This is a genomic window from Labilibaculum sp. K2S (genome assembly GCF_030372765.1).
In the GTDB taxonomy this organism is placed as follows: domain Bacteria; phylum Bacteroidota; class Bacteroidia; order Bacteroidales; family Marinifilaceae; genus Labilibaculum.
The window spans coordinates 709,649-728,356 of sequence record NZ_JAUCMW010000001.1 but is presented as its reverse complement, the minus strand read 5'-3'; the positions used below and the strand labels follow the sequence as shown (position 1 = coordinate 728,356).

The 18,708-nt window shown below is 32.9% G+C and carries 15 protein-coding genes; 5 read left to right on the top strand and 10 right to left on the bottom strand.

Translation table 11 applies throughout. The features are described from left to right. Positions 1 to 16 precede the first annotated feature (16 nt). A complete protein-coding gene (gene rplI / locus QUH73_RS02760; protein WP_101311495.1) occupies positions 17 to 460 on the top strand; it encodes a 50S ribosomal protein L9 in 444 nt (147 codons plus the stop codon). Positions 461 to 561: 101 nt separating this feature from the next. On the opposite strand, the gene QUH73_RS02755 is transcribed toward rplI, so the two are convergent. Next, positions 562 to 1,068, bottom strand: coding sequence for a CAP domain-containing protein (locus tag QUH73_RS02755; RefSeq protein ID WP_289528950.1), 507 nt, complete (start codon positions 1,066 to 1,068; stop codon positions 562 to 564). A 191-nt stretch (positions 1,069 to 1,259) separates the two neighbouring features. Between QUH73_RS02755 and QUH73_RS02750 the strand changes: the two genes are divergently transcribed. After that, complete coding sequence (locus QUH73_RS02750; RefSeq protein ID WP_289528949.1) at positions 1,260 to 1,964, top strand: TapB family protein; 705 nt, start codon at positions 1,260 to 1,262, stop codon at positions 1,962 to 1,964. A gap of 130 nt (positions 1,965 to 2,094) precedes the next feature. Further along, positions 2,095 to 3,393, top strand: a complete 1,299-nt coding sequence (locus tag QUH73_RS02745) for a cobyrinate a,c-diamide synthase (protein ID WP_289528948.1) — start codon at positions 2,095 to 2,097, stop codon at positions 3,391 to 3,393. A gap of 4 nt (positions 3,394 to 3,397) precedes the next feature. Here the strand turns inward: QUH73_RS02745 and QUH73_RS02740 are convergent, their stop codons facing one another. The 3 genes from QUH73_RS02740 to QUH73_RS20835 are packed head-to-tail and all read right to left on the bottom strand — an operon-like array spanning position 3,398 to position 4,992. After that, the gene (locus tag QUH73_RS02740) at positions 3,398 to 4,267 is read right to left on the bottom strand and encodes a fructosamine kinase family protein (protein ID WP_289528947.1); all 870 of its coding nucleotides are present in this window, start codon (positions 4,265 to 4,267) and stop codon (positions 3,398 to 3,400) included. After that, positions 4,264 to 4,734 (bottom strand): low molecular weight protein-tyrosine-phosphatase, encoded by a 471-nt coding sequence (locus QUH73_RS02735; protein WP_289528946.1) that lies wholly within the window; start codon positions 4,732 to 4,734, stop codon positions 4,264 to 4,266. The genes QUH73_RS02740 and QUH73_RS02735 overlap by 4 nt, the downstream gene beginning before the upstream one ends. Before the next feature lie 9 nt (positions 4,735 to 4,743). Continuing rightward, positions 4,744 to 4,992, bottom strand: coding sequence for a zinc ribbon domain-containing protein (locus QUH73_RS20835; protein WP_442913378.1), 249 nt, complete (start codon positions 4,990 to 4,992; stop codon positions 4,744 to 4,746). Positions 4,993 to 5,447: 455 nt separating this feature from the next. Here QUH73_RS20835 and QUH73_RS02730 point away from each other — a divergent pair, with 455 nt between their 5' ends. Both QUH73_RS02730 and cysK read left to right on the top strand, forming a co-directional pair. Continuing rightward, positions 5,448 to 6,287, top strand: coding sequence for a serine O-acetyltransferase (locus tag QUH73_RS02730; protein ID WP_101311488.1), 840 nt, complete (start codon positions 5,448 to 5,450; stop codon positions 6,285 to 6,287). A 109-nt stretch (positions 6,288 to 6,396) separates the two neighbouring features. Then, positions 6,397 to 7,308 carry a cysteine synthase A gene (cysK, locus tag QUH73_RS02725; protein WP_289528945.1) on the top strand — a complete coding sequence of 304 codons (912 nt, stop codon included), beginning with the start codon at positions 6,397 to 6,399 and terminating at the stop codon, positions 7,306 to 7,308. A 90-nt stretch (positions 7,309 to 7,398) separates the two neighbouring features. Here cysK and QUH73_RS02720 read toward each other — a convergent pair whose 3' ends face one another. The 6 genes from QUH73_RS02720 to QUH73_RS02695 form a co-directional block, all read right to left on the bottom strand. Continuing rightward, on the bottom strand, positions 7,399 to 8,079 hold the full coding sequence (locus QUH73_RS02720) for a TonB-dependent receptor plug domain-containing protein (RefSeq protein ID WP_289528944.1): 681 nt from the start codon (positions 8,077 to 8,079) through the stop codon (positions 7,399 to 7,401). Positions 8,080 to 8,237: 158 nt separating this feature from the next. Beyond that, positions 8,238 to 11,426, bottom strand: a complete 3,189-nt coding sequence (locus QUH73_RS02715; RefSeq protein WP_289528943.1) for a ligand-binding sensor domain-containing protein — start codon at positions 11,424 to 11,426, stop codon at positions 8,238 to 8,240. Positions 11,427 to 11,505: 79 nt separating this feature from the next. Then, positions 11,506 to 14,637, bottom strand: coding sequence for a ligand-binding sensor domain-containing protein (locus QUH73_RS02710; protein WP_289528942.1), 3,132 nt, complete (start codon positions 14,635 to 14,637; stop codon positions 11,506 to 11,508). Positions 14,638 to 14,651: 14 nt separating this feature from the next. Continuing rightward, positions 14,652 to 15,650, bottom strand: coding sequence for a hypothetical protein (locus tag QUH73_RS02705; protein WP_289528941.1), 999 nt, complete (start codon positions 15,648 to 15,650; stop codon positions 14,652 to 14,654). 26 nt (positions 15,651 to 15,676) lie between these two features. After that, on the bottom strand, positions 15,677 to 17,776 hold the full coding sequence (locus QUH73_RS02700) for a PKD domain-containing protein (protein WP_289528940.1): 2,100 nt from the start codon (positions 17,774 to 17,776) through the stop codon (positions 15,677 to 15,679). A gap of 10 nt (positions 17,777 to 17,786) precedes the next feature. Beyond that, positions 17,787 to 18,707: a PorP/SprF family type IX secretion system membrane protein gene (locus tag QUH73_RS02695; RefSeq protein WP_289528939.1), complete on the bottom strand. Its 921-nt coding sequence runs from the start codon at positions 18,705 to 18,707 to the stop codon at positions 17,787 to 17,789. Position 18,708 lies beyond the last annotated feature (1 nt).

The following is an 18,708-nucleotide window of genomic DNA, read 5'->3' as shown; positions in this document are numbered from 1 at the left end:
AACTGGAGGAAACGAAATGGAAGTAATCTTAAAACAAGATATTCATAGTTTAGGATATATGAATGACATCGTAGTTGTAAAAAACGGTTACGGTAGAAATTATTTAATTCCTAAAGGAATAGCTGTTCTGGCAACGGAATCAGCTAAGAAAATGAATGCTGAAAATATGAGACAAAGAGCTCATAAAGAAGAAAAAATCAAAAACGAAGCTTTAGAAGTTGCGAAAAAACTTGAAGGTGTTACCTTAAGTGTAGGTGCTAAAACTAGTACTACCGGTAAAATTTTCGGTTCTGTTAACAACATTCAAATTGCTGAAGCATTAACTGCTCAGGGATTTGAAATTGACAGAAAAGTGATTGCAATTAAAGACGCAGTTAAAGAGATTGGTAAATATACCGCAACCATCAAACTTCATAAAGAAGTTAAGGTTGATATCGAATTTGACGTTGTTTCAGAATAATCGCTTCGATAATTAATTAATTTAAGTTTATAACAGACAAACTTAAATCTTTTCAAACAAACAGATTAAGACCACTCCGATTAACGCTTGGAGTGGTTTTTTTATTCCTTAGTTTTTCCAAAATCCTGAGTCCAGTAGTCCCCTATTCGCCCTACTCCCATTTCGGTGAAATTAGGATTCATTATATTGGCACAATGTCCCTGACTGGTCAACCAACCATTAATAACACTTTCCTCTGATGAATAACCCAGAGCAATATTCTCACCTGCCTTGTTGTAGCTATATCCTGCATCATTCAATCTGTCAACAAATTTATCCCCATTTGATGATGTGTGACTAAAAAAGTTATTGTCCATCATATCTTTACTATGCTTTAGAGCTGCTTTTTCCAGTTTGCAATTCCAAACAATTGCATCAACCGGAGAGTAATATGTAGTTCCGCAGGTAGTTCCAGTAGATCTTACATCATTAACTAAATCTAATAACTTTTGTGTATCGATATTATTTTCAGTAATCGGATCATTAGAATCGATATCAGTCTTGGAACAAGAAATAAATATTCCTGATAATAATAATATCATAGAAGCAGAAAAAAAAGTTTTATTCATAGTGAATAATTTGAGAAAATTAAAAGTTGGATAAGCGTGAGCTTAGTTATCGGGGGAAGATAAATATTTTTTATATTTCTTAACTGCCAGGAGGTCAATTTGGATTGATTTTCTTAAATATGTAAAATTTTATTTTCAACTTGAAGGATTATGTGTAATTTTAAGTACTGATAAGCCATAAAACACTGTATATGAGAATATTTTACACCACATTACTATTGTTTTCAATTTCACTTTCTTCTTTCGGACAAAGGGACAATACTTATTTGCCTTCAAAAAGGAATTTCAGAATTAAATACATTTCATACGATTCTAAAGATAGAAGACAATATTCAGAGGTATGGCAATTGGTTGGTAAATCAAAACTAGATGGATTAATTCAGTATAACATTGAGTCAGAGATTACTACCAGAAAGAAAAACACCTTTTACCAGTATTTTCGCTTGGTTAGCAATGACTCTACTTTTTTTGTGGGTTCAGAGCGATATATGGATCCTATAAAATTGGATTCCTATCAGAAGATGGTTATAAAAATTTCGTCGGATAGTGTTGTTATTCCTATTAAACCAACGGTTGGACAAATGTTGCCGGAATCGGGTTGTGAGGCTAGCATATTAAGAGGAACCGGATCTGTTTTGATGTCGATGAATGTTCTTCTTATTAATCGAAAGGTGGATGCGATTGAAAATATAAGAACTTTGGCAGGAAACTTTAACTGTTTCAAAATTTCGACAGATAAAATTACCTATGGAGGAATTTCAAAAAATAAGACCAAGGTATTTGAATGGTATGCTATTAATGTGGGGTTGGTTCGAATGGAGGAACATCATCCTAATGGAAAATTAATTTCATATAAAATATTGGAATCTCTCGCCGAAGATTTTTTATTGCCTTAAGATATTATACAACAGATTTTATCGTTTTCTTAACCGCGAACATTCAACTTTTCTAGAAATGAATTCCAAATCTTGCTTTAATGCTAAGAATATTCATTTATTTTTGACCTTTCGTTTTTGAAAGTTAGATATGAAGAAGAAACCTCAGTTTTTAATTGCTGCACCTTCCAGCGGGTCAGGAAAAACAACTATTACTCAAGGAATATTACGCTATTTAAAGAACAAAGGGCTACAAGTTCAGCCATTTAAGTGCGGTCCGGATTATCTTGACACAAAACATCATTCATGGGCGGCTGGCAGTGTCTCAATCAACTTAGACACCTTTATGAGCAGCCATAATCATGTTAAGAATATTTACGGTAAATATTCTATTCAGGCTGATGTTTCTGTTGTTGAGGGCGTAATGGGTTTGTTTGACGGAGCAAAGAAAATGGAAGGAAGTTCTGCGCAAATTGCTGAGTTATTAGATATTCCCATAATACTGGTGGTTAATGCTAAGGCAACGGCTTATTCGGTTGCGCCCTTACTATTTGGGTTTAAAAACTTTTATCCAGCTATTAAGATTGCCGGTGTAGTCTTCAATTTTGTAGGAAGTGAATCACATTATCAGTTTTTAAAAGATGCATGTGAAGATGTTGGAGTGATACCACTTGGTTACGTTCCTAAAAATGAAAAACTTCATCTGCCTTCACGACACCTTGGTTTGCAGATTTCTGATTCGTCACAATATAACTCTACTATTGAAGAAATTGCGAAACATATCTCTAAAACAGTTGATATTGAGAAATTATTGGAATTAACTGCAATTCCATTTCAGGAACCGGAAGTTGATGAAACTATTGAACGAGGCAAACTTAAAATTTTAGTTGCCAGAGATGAAGCATTTAACTTTACCTATCATGAAAATTTAGCTGCGTTAGAAAATTTAGGCGAAGTTACTTTCTTTTCTCCCCTAAGGGATCAGTATTTACCGGCTACGGACTTGCTCTATTTTGCAGGCGGTTATCCTGAACTTTATCTTAATGAATTGAGTTCAAATGAATCTATGAGAAATGCCGTAAAGGAGTTCTGTTCAAAAGGAGGACGTGTTTTAGCGGAATGTGGTGGTATGATGTATTTAGGTGATAGTATAATCGATTCAAATTCTAATGAATTCCCAATGGTTGGATATTTTGATCAGAAAACCAGTATGGAGAATATGAAATTGAAATTGGGATATCGAAAGATTCATGTAAATGGAAATATTTTTTTCGGACATGAATTTCATTATTCTCATATTGTTAATCCATTAACTGAATTTTCTGTTGGCGAAATTTATTCGGCCAGAGATCAAAAGTTAGACACATTTTTGTTTAGAAAAAACAACACAATTGCTTCTTATATCCATTTTTATTGGGGAGAAAAAAACATTATGGATTTGTTATCTTGATCTTCTAATGAAGATAAGACCACACAAGCCGAACTGCTTGCCCATAGTAGCTGTTTCCAAATAAATTCAGATGATTAAGAACATGGTATAAAAGATAAATATTCTCTCTGTAATCATATCCTTGCGGGAGAGGCTTCTTTTTTTGATATGAATTGTAAAAATCATTACTGAAGCCTCCAAATAGCTTTGTCATGGCCAAATCGGCTTCTCGGTGACCGTAGTATACTGCAGGATCAATTAAGCAAGGATTCGAATCTTTATCGCAGATAAAATTACCACTCCATAAATCACCATGCAATAAAGTTGGTTTTTCTTCACTCCCTTCTAAAATTTCTTCAATTCGTCCTTCTAAAACCAAAAAGCCATTTTTTAATTCATTTCCAACCAGCCCGTTTTTTTCGGCTAATTTGTATTGATATAATAAACGTCTATTATAGTAAAAATCACACCAATTATCACTTTCTGTATTTACAGCGATGTTTAATTGAGGTGTAGCTCCGATGTAATTGTCTTCTTTAAATCCAAATTTACCTGCACTTATTTTATGCAAATTTGCCATTTGTGTTCCAAAACGACTGAAAAAATCTTTATCCTTTCTTCCCTCCTCAATGAATTCAAGCAACAAAACGTCTGAATCAACCAATAGAACTTCCGGAACTCTTATGCATGCAGTTTTACGAATTTCCTTTAAGCCATTTGCTTCTTTAAAAAACATATCATCAGAATAAGGTTCTGTTTTTAAAAAGGCGTAATGACCATTCTCAAACCGAATTTGATTTGTTGTGGCAATACTCCCACCAGAAATAGATTTAAAACCAGTAATTTTCTGACCAATTAAATCTTCAATTCTAGAAAAAACTCCCTCAATTCTCATGTTAAATTATTAAGTAAACCTTTGCAGGCATCTTCAAGAATATCAAGTACTAATTCAAATCCATCATCCCCGCCGTAATAGGGATCTGGGACTGAGCTGTAATTTGAATAATGAGAACAATAAGTTGTAATTGATTTGATCTTTTTTAAATCAGCTTCATTTCTTGCTAAAACTTTAAGATCATTAACATTTTGCTGATCCATTCCAAAAATAAGATCGAACTTATCGAAATCTATTTTCGCATCAAATTTTCTTGCAATACTCGTTAAATTATAATTCCTTCGTAAAGCGTGTCGCCGCATTCTTTCATCGGCTTTATCGCCGGCGTGCCACCCTCCTGTTCCTGCTGAATCACATTCAAACTTATCACCAAGTTGATTTGCTTTTATATAGCCGTTCATTACGGCTTCTGCACTAGGAGATCGGCAAATGTTTCCCAAACAAACAAAAAGTAATCGCTTTTTCATTCAAAATAATTAAAGTTTATTAAGCAAAGTATAAATATGAATTCTAAAATGAAAATTTACTAATTTAATTCTTGAAGAAATAAAATATATTTTCCAATTGACTACTACTTGCTGTATAAATTTCAGATAAAAATATCTGGTGCAACTAACAGTGGTGAATTTCTTATTTTGAATATTGAATACTTTTGAAAAGATGCCACCAGCAACCTGGAATTCATCTGTTTCATAATTTTTATTTCCGCATTTAGTACACTTAATAACCTGTTTGATTCAGAATCAAATGATTTTTACCCTTTCACAATGGAAGTAACAAAATTGTGTAAATATTTCATTTTTTAAAATTAATGGGTAGCATTCTATTATCTGAAAAAAAATTAAGACCTATAACTCCTTTTAATATTTTTTTTATAAGTTTGTAGCAAGAAACTTCTAAATGGAAAGAGAATTAATGCATAACGCCAACAAAAATGAAATCCGAATCTCTTCGGATAAATTAGTTATGCACTCTGTTGAATCTCAAATTCCAATTTATTGCCAAAGATTATTTGCTTTCAACTATAATAACAATCAAATATGTTGCTGTTGTTGCTCATATTCTTGTTGTTGGTAATAAAAGACAAACCACTTCAAAATAATTAAATATTGCACTAAGGATTCTTGTATCCCATAAGTTTTCCATACGTGTTTTCATCACTTTCTAAATAAAGAAAACAATGTCCTATTTGTCCAAAGTTATGGAAGAACTGCAAGCTTCCAGAAAAAATTCAGAATACGATATGCCTGGCAGGGATTTAGCTCATCGGTTTGTGGAAGAAGCTATGAATTCTTTGTTTCCTATCAATGCCCGTCGGTCTAATAGTTGCTATGAGCAAGAGTCATTATTGTATCAATTAGAGTCATTATTGAGATTATTGCTGCTTCCGGTCAAAAATGAACTGGATGTGCCACTGGAAAAGATTACTCATGATTTTATGAAGACTTTACCAAAAGTATATCGTGATTTATTAATGGATGCTGAAGCAATTCAGAAATTTGACCCTGCTGCACGCAGTATAGGTGAAGTAATTATTGCTTACCCTGGTTTTTTTGCAATTATGGTCTATCGCCTAAGCAATGTACTTTATCTTTTAAATGTTCCTTTAATTCCGCGTTTAATGTGTGAGTACGCGCATACAAAAACAGGTATAGATATTCATCCCGGAGCAACTATCGGGGAATCTTTCTTTATAGATCACGGTACAGGTGTTGTTATTGGAGAATCGGCAATTATTAAAAATAACGTTAAGATTTACCAAGGAGTTACACTTGGGGCATTGCAGGTGAAGAAGAGTCTTGCCAAGAAAAAACGACATCCGACTGTTGAAGACAATGTAATAATCTACTCAAACACAACCATTTTAGGAGGTGATACGGTAATTGGAAGAAACAGTATTATTGGCGGTAATGTTTGGTTAACGTCAAGTGTAGAGTCAAATAGTATTGTATATCACAAACACGAGACTAAGGTTAGAACAAACCTTGATGAAAGTAAAATCATAAATTTTCAAATATAAAAAATGTAGTTGTATGAAACGTCCATGTCAAAGCGATTTTGACACACAGGGAGATGATTATCTCAGTATGGAAGTTCCATATGGCAATTAAAAAACAAATTATAATCATATGAAAATTAATAACATTTTAGAGGCGATTGGGAATACTCCAATAGTAAAACTTAATAAAGTTTTTGGTAAGAATTCTAATGTATGGATGAAGTTGGAACGATCTAATCCTGGTGGAAGTATTAAGGATAGAATTGCTCTGTCAATGGTCGAAGCAGCGGAAAAAGATGGATCCCTTAAAGAAGGATCTTTAATTATTGAGCCGACCTCTGGTAATACAGGAGTTGGATTAGCAATGGTTGCTGCCGTTAAGGGATATAAAATTATTTTGGTAATGCCTGAGTCTATGTCGGTTGAAAGAAGAAGTTTAATGGCTGCCTATGGAGCTGAATTTGTACTTACACCAAGAGAACTGGGAATGAAAGGTGCTATTCAAAAGGCAGAAGAGTTACTTGCCAGTAATGAAAATTCATGGATGCCTTCACAATTTGACAATGAAGCAAATGTTGAGATTCATAGAACTACAACCGCTAAAGAAATTATTGCTGATTTTCCTGATGGCCTGGATTATCTTATTACAGGTGTTGGAACCGGAGGCCACATTAGCGGTGTCGCAGAAATATTGAAAGCTAAATTTCCTAAATTAAAAGTGTTTGCAGTTGAGCCCGAAGCTTCACCTGTAATTGCAGGAGGTGCACCGGGGCCTCACCCATTACAAGGTATTGGTGCGGGCTTTTTACCAAAAAATCTGAATACTGAGATTTTAGACGGTGCTATTTCTGTTGGGAAAGAGGAAGCATTTATGAAAGTGAAAGAATTAGCTGTCTCGGAAGGGATTCTCGCAGGAATTTCGACGGGAGCTTCACTTGCTGCAGTTGCCAAAAAACTTACTGAAATTGAAAATGGTGCCACTGTACTCACCTTTAATTATGATACTGGTGAAAGATACCTTTCAATTGAAGGATTGTTTTAGACTGAAAGAGGATATCAAACAAACAGCACCCTAAGTGAAAATTTAGGGTGTTGTTCAAAACTGATTGCCGTCCTAATATAATTAGGAGAATTACTTTCTAACCCCATCTTTAGTTTTAATAACAACAACTCCATTCCCACCTCTTGATCCATACATTCCTGATGAGCTTTGAGTTAGAATTTTTACACTTTTTATTGTGGCAGGTGCCAGATTTTCAAGAGCATTAAAATCTACTATTATACCGTCAATTTCAATTATGGCATCATTAGGACCGTTTATAGATTGTCTTCCTCTAATTATAACTCCGTTATCTTCTATTCTTACCCCGGGATATTTATCCTTAATAATCTGAAGAGTGTTTGTATAATGCGAATAATCAGTGTTGTTTTTAAAGTACAGTATTAAAGTGGAAAATTGATCTGAATCTTTTATGTGCCCGGAATCAACGGCTAACTTCTGAGATTTTTTAGAATTTTTTAAGTTAAGGTTAACTTTGTAAAAATTTGAATCCCCTGTTAATTTTTGACTTTTATTTACAAATCCATCTGCACTTATTTTTATTTTTTCATTTAATACTCCATCAAAACTAAAATTCCCTTCTGAGTCACTTTTTACAATTTGTTTTGAGCTGGAAATCAAAATTTCTGCATTCATGACAGGAATACTATCAAAAACAAAAACGGTTCCTGTAAATGTTCTTTTCTGACCATAGCTTGATGAAAAAATAAATAAAAATAAAATTAACAATCCATAAACGTTTAGTTTTTTCATTTTACGATAGATTTGATTCCTAATAGACATCTAAACTTAAGCTTTATATTTCTCATAACGTTGAACTAAGTTAAAACAAAATAGATTTATCAGCTAATTACTATGAACTAATTAAGTATTTATTAAAAAAATAAATACTTAATTAGTTTGAAATATATTTAAATCCGAATGCCCATAACAGTGATATCATCCAATTGTTCAGTACCGTTCATCCATTTCTCCATCGTGTTTTCTAAAATTATTTTCTGCACCATCATAGGTTTTTGATGGATATCTAACAAAACATCTCTAAATTGACGGGTAGTAAATTTTCTGTCATCTTCCCCACCAAACTGATCAGGATATCCGTCAGTATACAGATATAGCATATCACCAGTATTTAAATCAATTTGATGACTGGTAAAATCAATATTATTTTGATGATAAATTCCAATTGGCATCCGGTCGGCCTTTAAGGTAATTATTTTATCATTTCGCAATATTAAGAGGGGATTAAAGGCCCCTGAAAAAGTTAATTTATTATTGGCATGGTCAAGTACTATTAAAGATATGTCCATGCCATCACTTGGCGTGGTATCTTCATGACTTTGTCGAAGTGAAATGATGATATTCTTACGTAGAATATTTAAAATTTCGCTTGTATTGGTAATCTTTTTGTGGTTTACTATTTCGTTCAAAAGCGTAACCCCCAACATACTCATAAAGGCTCCGGGAACACCGTGACCTGTACAATCAGCCAAGGCAACAATAGTTTTGTCATCAACTTTAGTTACCCAATAAAAATCACCACTTACGATTGCCTTTGGTTTATTTATTATAAAGCTTTCGTTAAGAACCTTTTCTAAATATTTAATGGGCGGGATAACAGCGGCTTGAATTTTACTGGCATATTTAATACTATCGGTGATGTCTTTGTTAGCACTTTCTATAAGGTCTTTCTGTTTCTCAATTTCTTCTTTTTGTCTGACTACTTCAATAGTTCTTTCATTGATTTTTTCCTCTAAAATTCGGTTTTCCTTCTTTAATTTTTTCTCTCTGTTTTTAATGTAGAGTACAATTAATAGTACTGAAAGGAAAAATAACGACAAGTAGAACCATGCCTGTTTCCAAAAAGGAGTTTTAATATAAATATTAATACTTACAGGATATTCACAAATAATACCATCACCGTTTGAGGCCTCTAATATGAATTTGAAACGACCATCACTTACTCCATGATAGGTAACCTCACTGGTTGTTGAAAAATCAGTCCATTTTTCGTCATATCCTTCAAGTATATGGCGATATTTAACTAGTTCCGGTTCCTTAAAATATACCCCAATGAACGCTATTTTAATTTTATATCGACCTGGAGACAGTATGATTTTTTCATTTATTGGAACTGATTCGTCATTAATTTTTACATCTTTAATTTTGAGTACAGGAGGTGAAGTTGTTACCTTTTCAAGTGAAGGGTTAAATCTTAGTAAACCCTTATTTAGACCGAACCACAGGTTGTCATTTCTATCAATAAAACTAGAATTAACCTGAAATTCATCACTTTTACTAATGCCTATATTTTCTTGAAGCAGTTTAATTTCAAAATCAGATATATTTATCCTACTTAATCCGCCACGATGAGTTACCCACATTCTATTTTGCTTATCTGGTGTCAGAGAATAGCAATAATCAGATAAGAGCCCATCATTTGATGTCAGATTAGTAATGGAGTCTTCCTGATAGATAAAAACACCATTGCCTAGTGTTCCTACCCAGATATTCCCTTTAGAGTCTTCTGAAATAGAACGAATATTTATAAAAGAATTGTCAGCTGACAAATTAAACTTTGTAATTTCATTTTTTTGAATAAAAGCAATAGAATTACTAAGTGTGGACAACCAAATTCGATCTTTAGAATCTATCATTATGTGGTTAACACAATTGTGAGGTAAGCCACCCTTACTAATTGTATACCAATTAAATTTATCTGCAGACACGTCATAAGAGCAAGCTCCTTTTTTAGTTGCAATCCAAATCTGATCTTTAGTTCCTGTAATTGAATTAATAGAATTCTCCAATATTCCATTGGCAATAAATTGACGAACTAACATATCATTTTTGATATCCAATCGATAAACACCATTTTTTTCAGTACCAATCCATAAATCATTCTCATTTCTAGGATATAGTGCTGTAATTTTATCAAATGGCAATCCTCTGTAACTATCGAAAAGACGAATTTCGTTGTGATTTGAAATATTTCTTCGTAGTAAGCCTTTCTCGGAACCAAACCATTCGTACTTTTCATCTATTGAAATAGCAGAAATTTCTGAACCGTATTGTTCTTCTTCCGGAGAATAGAATGTGTACGCAGGATCAATTAAACGCGCTAAACCTTTCCCATAAACGCTTAGCCAGATATTTCCTTCAGAATCTTCAAAAACGAGTTTTATATTGTCACTTTGAAGTCCATTACTTGTATCATAAGTTTTATCCAAATGAAATCCTTTTTCATCTTTTGTCAGTTTATGAACTCCTTCACCAAATGTAGAAATCCATAAATTGGAATCTTGATCTTCAAAAATATTTTGAATCCCTTCCATTTGTAGATCAGTTCCTTCTCCAATTTTAGAAGTGGTAAATCCATTTTTTGTTACTTCTAAAAAATAAATACTGTTGGTACCACTTAAAATAAAAAACCCCTTCCCGCTTCTAGCTTTGCAAATACAATTTATTTTATTTTTATTGATTCCATTAATGTCACTAACAATAACCAGTTGTTTATTTTCATTGATCCGGCAATGTTTTAATCCATCGATGGTTCCGACTAAAAGCTCATTCGAATTAATAAATTCAAAAGAGAAAACAGGAAATGCACCGTCCAAAAAAACGATTGGCTCAACCTTACCATTTTCACCAATTTGCATTAGGCCATCGTTTTGATTGGAAAACCAAATGGTTCCTGAGCTATGCATATGAATATTTGTTACACTACTTTTAGTATTGGTGCCAGAAATAAACTTCTGAAAGCCAGCTTTACTTTTGTAGCTTAAATTACCATTCATATGGCCAAACCATTCTCCTTTTGGAGTGTTTAGATTGCATGAAATAAAGTTGTCTGCGAGAGAATCAGATGTATTATAATTAGTAAAATTAACTCCATCAAAACTTGCAAGTCCATCTCCGGTTCCTATCCACAAATAGCCTTCCGAATTCTGACTTATAGTATAAACATAAGCCTGAGGGAGGCCTTGATCGACACCATAAGTAATAAACCGATTATCCTGAGCTTTCAGCATTTCCTGAGATAGGAAAAACATTAGCAAGGGCAACAATGTTTGCAATAGGTATTTTTGTGGTTTTTTCATTCAATTATTTGTACCGCAACTTATAAAAAAATTACCAAAAAATTATGTCAACTTTATTTTCATCAGGTTTTAACAGAACTTAGTTGTTCGCAGGCAAAGTAAAATAGAAATATGAGCCCTCTCCGGGAACCGATTCTACACCAATTTCACCACCAAGCAAACTCACAATACTTTTTGAAATTGCCAAACCCAGGCCTGCTCCCCTATAGATTTTTTTCCATCCATCTCTAAATTCTTTTCTAAACCTCTCAAATATAACTTCTTTTTGATCTTCTAGAATTCCTATCCCTGTATCTTTTACAAAAAATTTAACCATTCCTTCTTTATGATATACAATACCAAAATCAATAGAACCTTCTTCAGTAAATTTTATTGCGTTTCCTATCAAATTAGATAAGATTTGTTTCAATCGTAAAGGGTCTGACTGAATCGTAAGATCTGTAAATTTTTCAATGTAATTTAACGTTATATTTTCTGTTTTTAACTCTGATAATTTCTTAACGTGAACCTCATATAATTCTAAGAATATTTCATGCAAATTGCATTCCTGTATTTTCATTTTAAGTTGTCCTGCTTCTATACTTGAGATATCCATTATATCATCAATTAATGACAATAAATCGTTTGTGTTAGACTTAAGTATTGACATATACCTACCTTTAGAAGCGGGATTTATATTTGGTTCCTGAAGCATGGTTGAAAAACCAACAATAGCGTTTAGGGGAGTTCTTATTTCGTGGGACATATTTGATAAAAAAGCTGTTTTTAAACGATCCGATTCTTCAGCTTTATCTTTTGCCAGAATTAATTCTTTTTCCGTTCTTTTCCGTTCTTTTATCACCTCTTCTTTAGCAATAACTTCTCTGGTTTTATCATCTAAGTTTTGTATTAATCTTCTTTGAATTCTTTTTAAATTTTTCTCTCGGAGTACAACCAGAAAATAGATTCCGAAAATAAGACTAACAAGAGCCAATATCTGGAACCATGTTTTTTGCCACAAAGGATATTTAATTCTAATCTTAAAACTTAAGGGCTTCTCTGATTTTATTCCATTGCCATTCACGGCACTTAATTGAAACTCATACTCTCCTGATCCTAATTGTTTGTATTCAGTTGCTCGTCTGCTATCAGGTTTTGACCAATCTTGCTCATAACCTTTCAATACATACTGATATTGAATTAGTTCCGGTTCATTTAAGTTAATTCCTTTGAATCCAATCTGAATTTTATAATATCCAGGAGGTAACACCAAGTTTTTATTAACCGGATAATCATCCCCATTTACATGTAATGCTGAAATCTCCAAACTTGGGGGAACTACGCTATTGACTTCCTGAGAAACAGCATAAGAGTAAATTCCCTGATTAGATCCAAAAAGCAATGTATTTTCTTTCCCTATAGCAGTAGAATTTTTATTAAACTCAATTGATGATTGAATTCCAGCATTTTTTTGTATTGTTTTTACATGATAATCGGAGAGTCGAATTTGGCTTATTCCTCCTCTATGAGTTACCCACACGCGCTTTTCATCACAATTCAGGGAATAGCAATAATCAGATAATAATCCATGCTGATAGTTAATATTCATTATCGAATCATGATTCAAAACATAAACCCCATTACCTTGAGTCCCAACCCAAATCAGACCATCTTTATCTTCCAAAATAGAAGTAATATTTAAAAGACTATTTCTATTGGCTAATCTGATATTTGTTAATTCACCATCCTGAATGTATGATAATGTATTGCTAAGTGTTCCTACCCAAATACGGTTTTGATGATCCTTAGTAATATGATTTACGGAATTATGTGGCAATCCCTCTTCCTGCATCGTAAACCACTTTTTATTATTGGTGTTGATATTGTATCTGCAAAGTCCCTTTTGTGTTGCAATCCAAATGTATTGGTTCTCGGTTAGAATTGAATTAATTGATTTCTCTAGATTCCCAAGACGAAGAAATTGAGGTTTTATAATGCCAGTCTTATAATTTAAACGATAAACTCCTGATTTTTCAGTTCCAATCCATAGTTCTTCATCATTCCAATCAGCAAGAGCTGTAATTTTTTCATTCTCCAAAATACCATTCACGTCATAAGAATGTAATACTTTGTTTGATTTTGCATCAACTTTTAAAAGCTCACTTCCGGTTCCAATCCATTTTATTTCATTTGTAATACATATGGAATGGATGCTATTACTGTATCGTTTTTCATCGAAATTTATGAATGAGTTTGCAGATGGCACTAAACGGCTTATACCTCCTCCATACTTACCTATCCAAATATTCCCTTCCCTATCTTCAAAAACAGATTTAACTGCATTGGTTTGCAAACCATTATTTTCACCGTAATTTTCAATTTCGGTGAGCTTTTGATTCTGTGAAAACTTAAGTTTATAAGCACCACTTCCCAATGTACTTATCCATAAATTTCCTTGTTTGTCTTCAAATAGATTCTGGGCTTTTGAGAATTCATAATTACCTGCAATTTTACTGACTTTATAATGAATTGAATCCAGTTTAATTTGATACAAACCTTCGTTTTCTGTCAGAATATATAATTGATCATTTATTTGGGATTGAACTATATCAACCACTTTATTATGAGGAATTTCAAGAATATCATTATTTACTTCAACTTCATTGTTCTTAGTTATTTGACACAACTTAACTCCTTCTGAGGTTCCCACCAATAGTTTATCTTTATTAATAAACTTAAAAGTGAAAATAGGTTGCGCAAAGGAATTATGGTACAATTCACCTTTGGAAGTTTCACTTATTCTTTTTAAGAAACCTTTATTTTGGCTGGCAATCCAAATGTTTGTGTCCGAATCTTGTTCAATATCTACAATACTGCTTGTCTCATTAATATAATATCTAAAAGAAACGCCGTCATAGAAACTTACTCGTCCGTTCAAATGTCCAAACCATAATCCTTTGCTTGTTTTAAGACTACATGTTATAAAGTCTCCACCAAGAGAATCTTGTTCTGTATAATTTTTAAATGTATAACCATCATACTTTGATAAACCATTGCCAGTGCCAACCCACAAATTTCCTTTTGCATCTTGCGTAATATTATACACATAGGCTTGAGCAAGGCCATCATCAACACTAAAGTTGATGAATCTGTTTTCTTGTGAAAAAGCAAACGCAGGAACTAAGAGTAGGAATACCCCTAAAAGTTTGATCAAAATTTTATATTGTCCCATCCAAATAAATATTTTCAACTCTTCTTCTTTTTACCAATTGCCTTCATTTTAATTTTTGGCGTATAAACAGGAACACCTCCAATTGGTATTGAAAAGAAAGGCAATGCCTCACCGTATTGATTTTTAATTGAGATAACCACATTATTATTTTTCACTAATTCGGTACGACGTTTAATAAATTGTATTTCCAGAGATGAATTTTTTTCTCGGTCACTTATTGGAAATTTATTTCTAATCCATTGATTTTCGCTTGACAAATCGCAAAGCATCCCATTTTTTGCGACAGAATTAATTCTAATGTATCCATCATTATCCCAATCAAAATTTGTTACTTCTACAGAAATAGTTCTGTCATCTGCAAAAGGATAAATTTGAGAAATATCGTTCATATCATTCGAAAGGCGAAAGGTATACTCGTAAGTAAAAACATTTCCACCTTCAACTTCCTTATTTTCTTTGGAGCTTGTACTCAGAAAAAAGCGGTAGAGATTTCCATCATCACCTGATTTCCCTGTTACAATAACTTTGAAAACCCTTCCTCCAAATTTTTCTATCATTTCGCCTTCGAAAGGATTAAACGGGCCAAAAGTATACCAATCATTATCATATTTAGGGTCATTATCAAAATTCACCGAAGCCAGAAGATTTCCGCTATCAAATTTCCCAACTGGATCTATATTCTGAGCATCTTTATTAGACCAGCATTCAAATCCTCCGTAAACAGAAAAATTAACTTTAGTATTGTATTCTCCTTTTTGTTCATCATTCATGCCTCCAATTTCAGGATCATAAACTCTAAAATAAACAGGTTCGGTATGATTTTCCGGGATTAGGAAAAAATAAATTTGATTAAAATCATCATCACCCCAAGAGGTTTCCGCATCAGCTCCAAAAGTGACTAAATAGGGTATATTTTCTTCTGCTGCAGGAACTGCCTGAGCGTTAACGGTGGCTGCATTTGATAAAACACTGCAGATAATAAGACTAAAGATGAATATTTTAATTTTTGCCATTCTTTTTTTTGGGATTTTAGTTAGGACTATTCCTTTATTAGTTTAAACTCCAGACTGTTCGGATTTTTATTCTCTTCGCCTAATTCATTTGTTATTTCATAGACTGCGGTTCGTAAGCGGAATTTTTCGACACCGCGTTCAATAAGATAATCAGCAATTCCTTGAGTCACTTTTCCTGCACTATCAAAAAAATGGTTACTTTTCGTGTTTACGTGAAAGCCAATTTTAAGTTCGAGCAGTGGATTTGACAGTAAAATTTTTAACAATCGATTCAATATTGGTACTGCCGAATCTGAAAAAGATTGTTTTTCAACCTCTATAAATGAATATTGAAACTGAGTTGAAAGAACCTGCAATTCTTTTTCAATTGAATGTATTTTGGCATTACTTTTTCTGCTTGAATTCAATAAGCTTTCCAGAGCCAATGCTTTTGCTGGATTACTATTTAAATCGATCTCTTCAGATTCACTTTCTTCTTTATAAGAATTAATAAAATGCTTCTCTTTCTCAAAAGATTCAAAAAAAGCCAAATCAAACGCCTTCATAATACTTCTTGCATCAGTAGTAATCTGAATAAGTTTTGGTTTAAGTATAAATGAATCATATAGTTGTTGTTTCTCAACAAAGTTTAGGTTTGTAAAAGCGTTTTCATCTCGACCCGATTCATTTTCTGATTTCATCTGCATTAATGCGGTTGGGTTTTTAACAACAGTCAAATTTTTCTCAACACATATTTTTTTTCTATCTCCTAAACTGTCTTTTTCACTTAGAACACCCAAAACAACCTTATATGCTCCTGCGTCACTGTATGAATGATTTACACTGATTCCTTCATCAAGGATACCATCACCAAAATCCCAAAAATACTTCTCCAAATTAATTGAAGGTAAGTTCGTTTTAGATGCTTCAAAATTGATCTGATTTTTGGTTAAAGCTTCATCAACACAACTGATATAAGCTTGTTCAAAGTCCAGAAGTTCAAATTCATAATTGGTTTGTCTCATAAAGACTTCTCCTGTACGCTTGTCGATTATATTTAGCTCTACAGCGTATTTTCCCGGCCCGTCATAACAATGTTCTGCTTCTTTCCCTTTTACTTTTACACCATCACCAAGAATCCATTCATAATAGGTCATTGCAGTATCCACCGGAGTATAATATTCATCGTAAAACAGGAAACAATATTGATTTTCTTTAATTGTATCACAATTGGTAAATTGTGGAAACATTGTTTTAAAATCAAAAATATCATCGCTGCCATTTCTATTGCTTGAGAAATAGCCTTTTTCAAAATTACGATCAGTAATTAGTCCAAAATCATCAAACTCTGAATTAATTGGTGTATTAATGTGCAAAACCTCTTGCCATTCACCATCAATCATTTTACTTGAAAAGATATCTAAACCACCTAAACCATTATGACCATCGGAGGCAAAAAACAGTTCGCCTGAATCAGAAATGAAAGGAAAACTCTCATTCCCTTTGGTGTTAATTTTAGCTCCTAAATTTTTGGGAGTACCCCATGCATTATTGACTTTTTTGCATACATATATATCTAATCCGCCAAATCCTCCCGACATATCAGAAACAAAGAACAATTGCGATCCATCTTTACTTAGGGAAGGCATGGTTATATGATGATTCAAACTATTGTATTCGAAAGGTTCGGGATCACTCCATATAATTCCATTTAAATATGAGGTGAATAAACCCAATGTATTTTTATCATCTTTAGTATCCTTTTTTTTACTGGTTACTTCATTATTTCTTGAAAATATTATAATTGAGTCATTAGCTCCAAAACAGGCAGGACCATCGTTAAAATTGGTCATTAGTTCCGTAGCCAGAATTGTAGGAGATTTACCTAAACTATCTCCTTGAACGGGAACATAGAACATATTAAATAGTTCCTTGTCTTCAGGAGTTGAAAATGTAACAAAAAGATCCGTTCTTCTATTCGAACAAAATACGATTCCATCTTTATGGTATGCAGATGAATACTCATCATCTTGTGCAGAACAAAAAGAAGCTGGATTGACCTCATAGTTTACTGTTTGTCCGTTCGCAAAAAATGGAAAAACCAAAATAGATAGAATTAATAGTATTATGGTGAAAATTCTATTCATAATTCGTTCTTTATAGATTTCTAGGACTGTGAACTTTAATTGTATATTTAAAATCATAACGAATCATTAATTCGTGTGAACCAATTTTGTACTCGCTTAATTTATTTGAATTAAAATCGGTGGCATATCCTAATTGAAACTGTTTGTTTAGCTGAAATTGAAACAATCCTTTGAAAAATTTCTGTTGGCTGTCATAAGCCATTCCAACTGAATATTTAGTCATGTAAATTAGTTTGTTTATAAGAATTAAATCTAATTTATCTTCTTTCTGATATTTCAACATTATACTTGAAACAAACTGGAAATTTTGTTGTAAGTCAAATTCATAATCACCACTAAGAATATAATTATATTTCGAAATATCATTAGTTACCAGATATTTATCTCTCGATGAATTAAATGTATAGGAAAGCATGCAAGGCAATGAAAATCCAACATGATACTTTTTCATTGAATAATACACTCCTAAACTTACTTCAGGAATTAAGTAGGTAGGAGAATTGTTTTGAATTAATTCGTCACTGGGATCATTGGCCCGTAGTTCAGTCCAAGCAGTGTTCATCATGATAAATCCACCACCTAATCCCAAAGCCAAATTCCCTTCTCTCATCTTTATTTTAAAGGAATAATTGCCAATTACACTTGTTTCGTCACTAACTCCAATTTTATTATTGATGACTGAAATTCCCAGTCCCATATTTTGTTTCCTCATTGGTGAATGTGCCGAAAATGATAATGTTTTTGGAGCACCTTGGAAACCAACCCATTGATTTCGGTATAACATATTAGCACTTAACGCATCTCCACTACCGGCGATAGCAGGATTTAAGGCTATTGGGTTAAATATATACTGGTTTGTGAATTGAGTATTCTGTCCTAATATAAAAAGAGGAACAAGAAGCCAAAATATGATGATAATCGTTTTTCTCATT

Coding starts and splice junctions, on each gene's coding strand:
- rplI (WP_101311495.1), top strand. CDS start 17: ATGGAAGTAATCTTAAAACAAGATATTCATAGTTTAGGATATATGAAT.
- QUH73_RS02755 (WP_289528950.1), bottom strand. CDS start 1,068: ATGAATAAAACTTTTTTTTCTGCTTCTATGATATTATTATTATCAGGA.
- QUH73_RS02750 (WP_289528949.1), top strand. CDS start 1,260: ATGAGAATATTTTACACCACATTACTATTGTTTTCAATTTCACTTTCT.
- QUH73_RS02745 (WP_289528948.1), top strand. CDS start 2,095: ATGAAGAAGAAACCTCAGTTTTTAATTGCTGCACCTTCCAGCGGGTCA.
- QUH73_RS02740 (WP_289528947.1), bottom strand. CDS start 4,267: ATGAGAATTGAGGGAGTTTTTTCTAGAATTGAAGATTTAATTGGTCAG.
- QUH73_RS02735 (WP_289528946.1), bottom strand. CDS start 4,734: ATGAAAAAGCGATTACTTTTTGTTTGTTTGGGAAACATTTGCCGATCT.
- QUH73_RS02730 (WP_101311488.1), top strand. CDS start 5,448: ATGTCCTATTTGTCCAAAGTTATGGAAGAACTGCAAGCTTCCAGAAAA.
- cysK (WP_289528945.1), top strand. CDS start 6,397: ATGAAAATTAATAACATTTTAGAGGCGATTGGGAATACTCCAATAGTA.
- QUH73_RS02720 (WP_289528944.1), bottom strand. CDS start 8,079: ATGAAAAAACTAAACGTTTATGGATTGTTAATTTTATTTTTATTTATT.
- QUH73_RS02715 (WP_289528943.1), bottom strand. CDS start 11,426: ATGAAAAAACCACAAAAATACCTATTGCAAACATTGTTGCCCTTGCTA.
- QUH73_RS02710 (WP_289528942.1), bottom strand. CDS start 14,637: ATGGGACAATATAAAATTTTGATCAAACTTTTAGGGGTATTCCTACTC.
- QUH73_RS02705 (WP_289528941.1), bottom strand. CDS start 15,650: ATGGCAAAAATTAAAATATTCATCTTTAGTCTTATTATCTGCAGTGTT.
- QUH73_RS02700 (WP_289528940.1), bottom strand. CDS start 17,776: ATGAATAGAATTTTCACCATAATACTATTAATTCTATCTATTTTGGTT.
- QUH73_RS02695 (WP_289528939.1), bottom strand. CDS start 18,707: ATGAGAAAAACGATTATCATCATATTTTGGCTTCTTGTTCCTCTTTTT.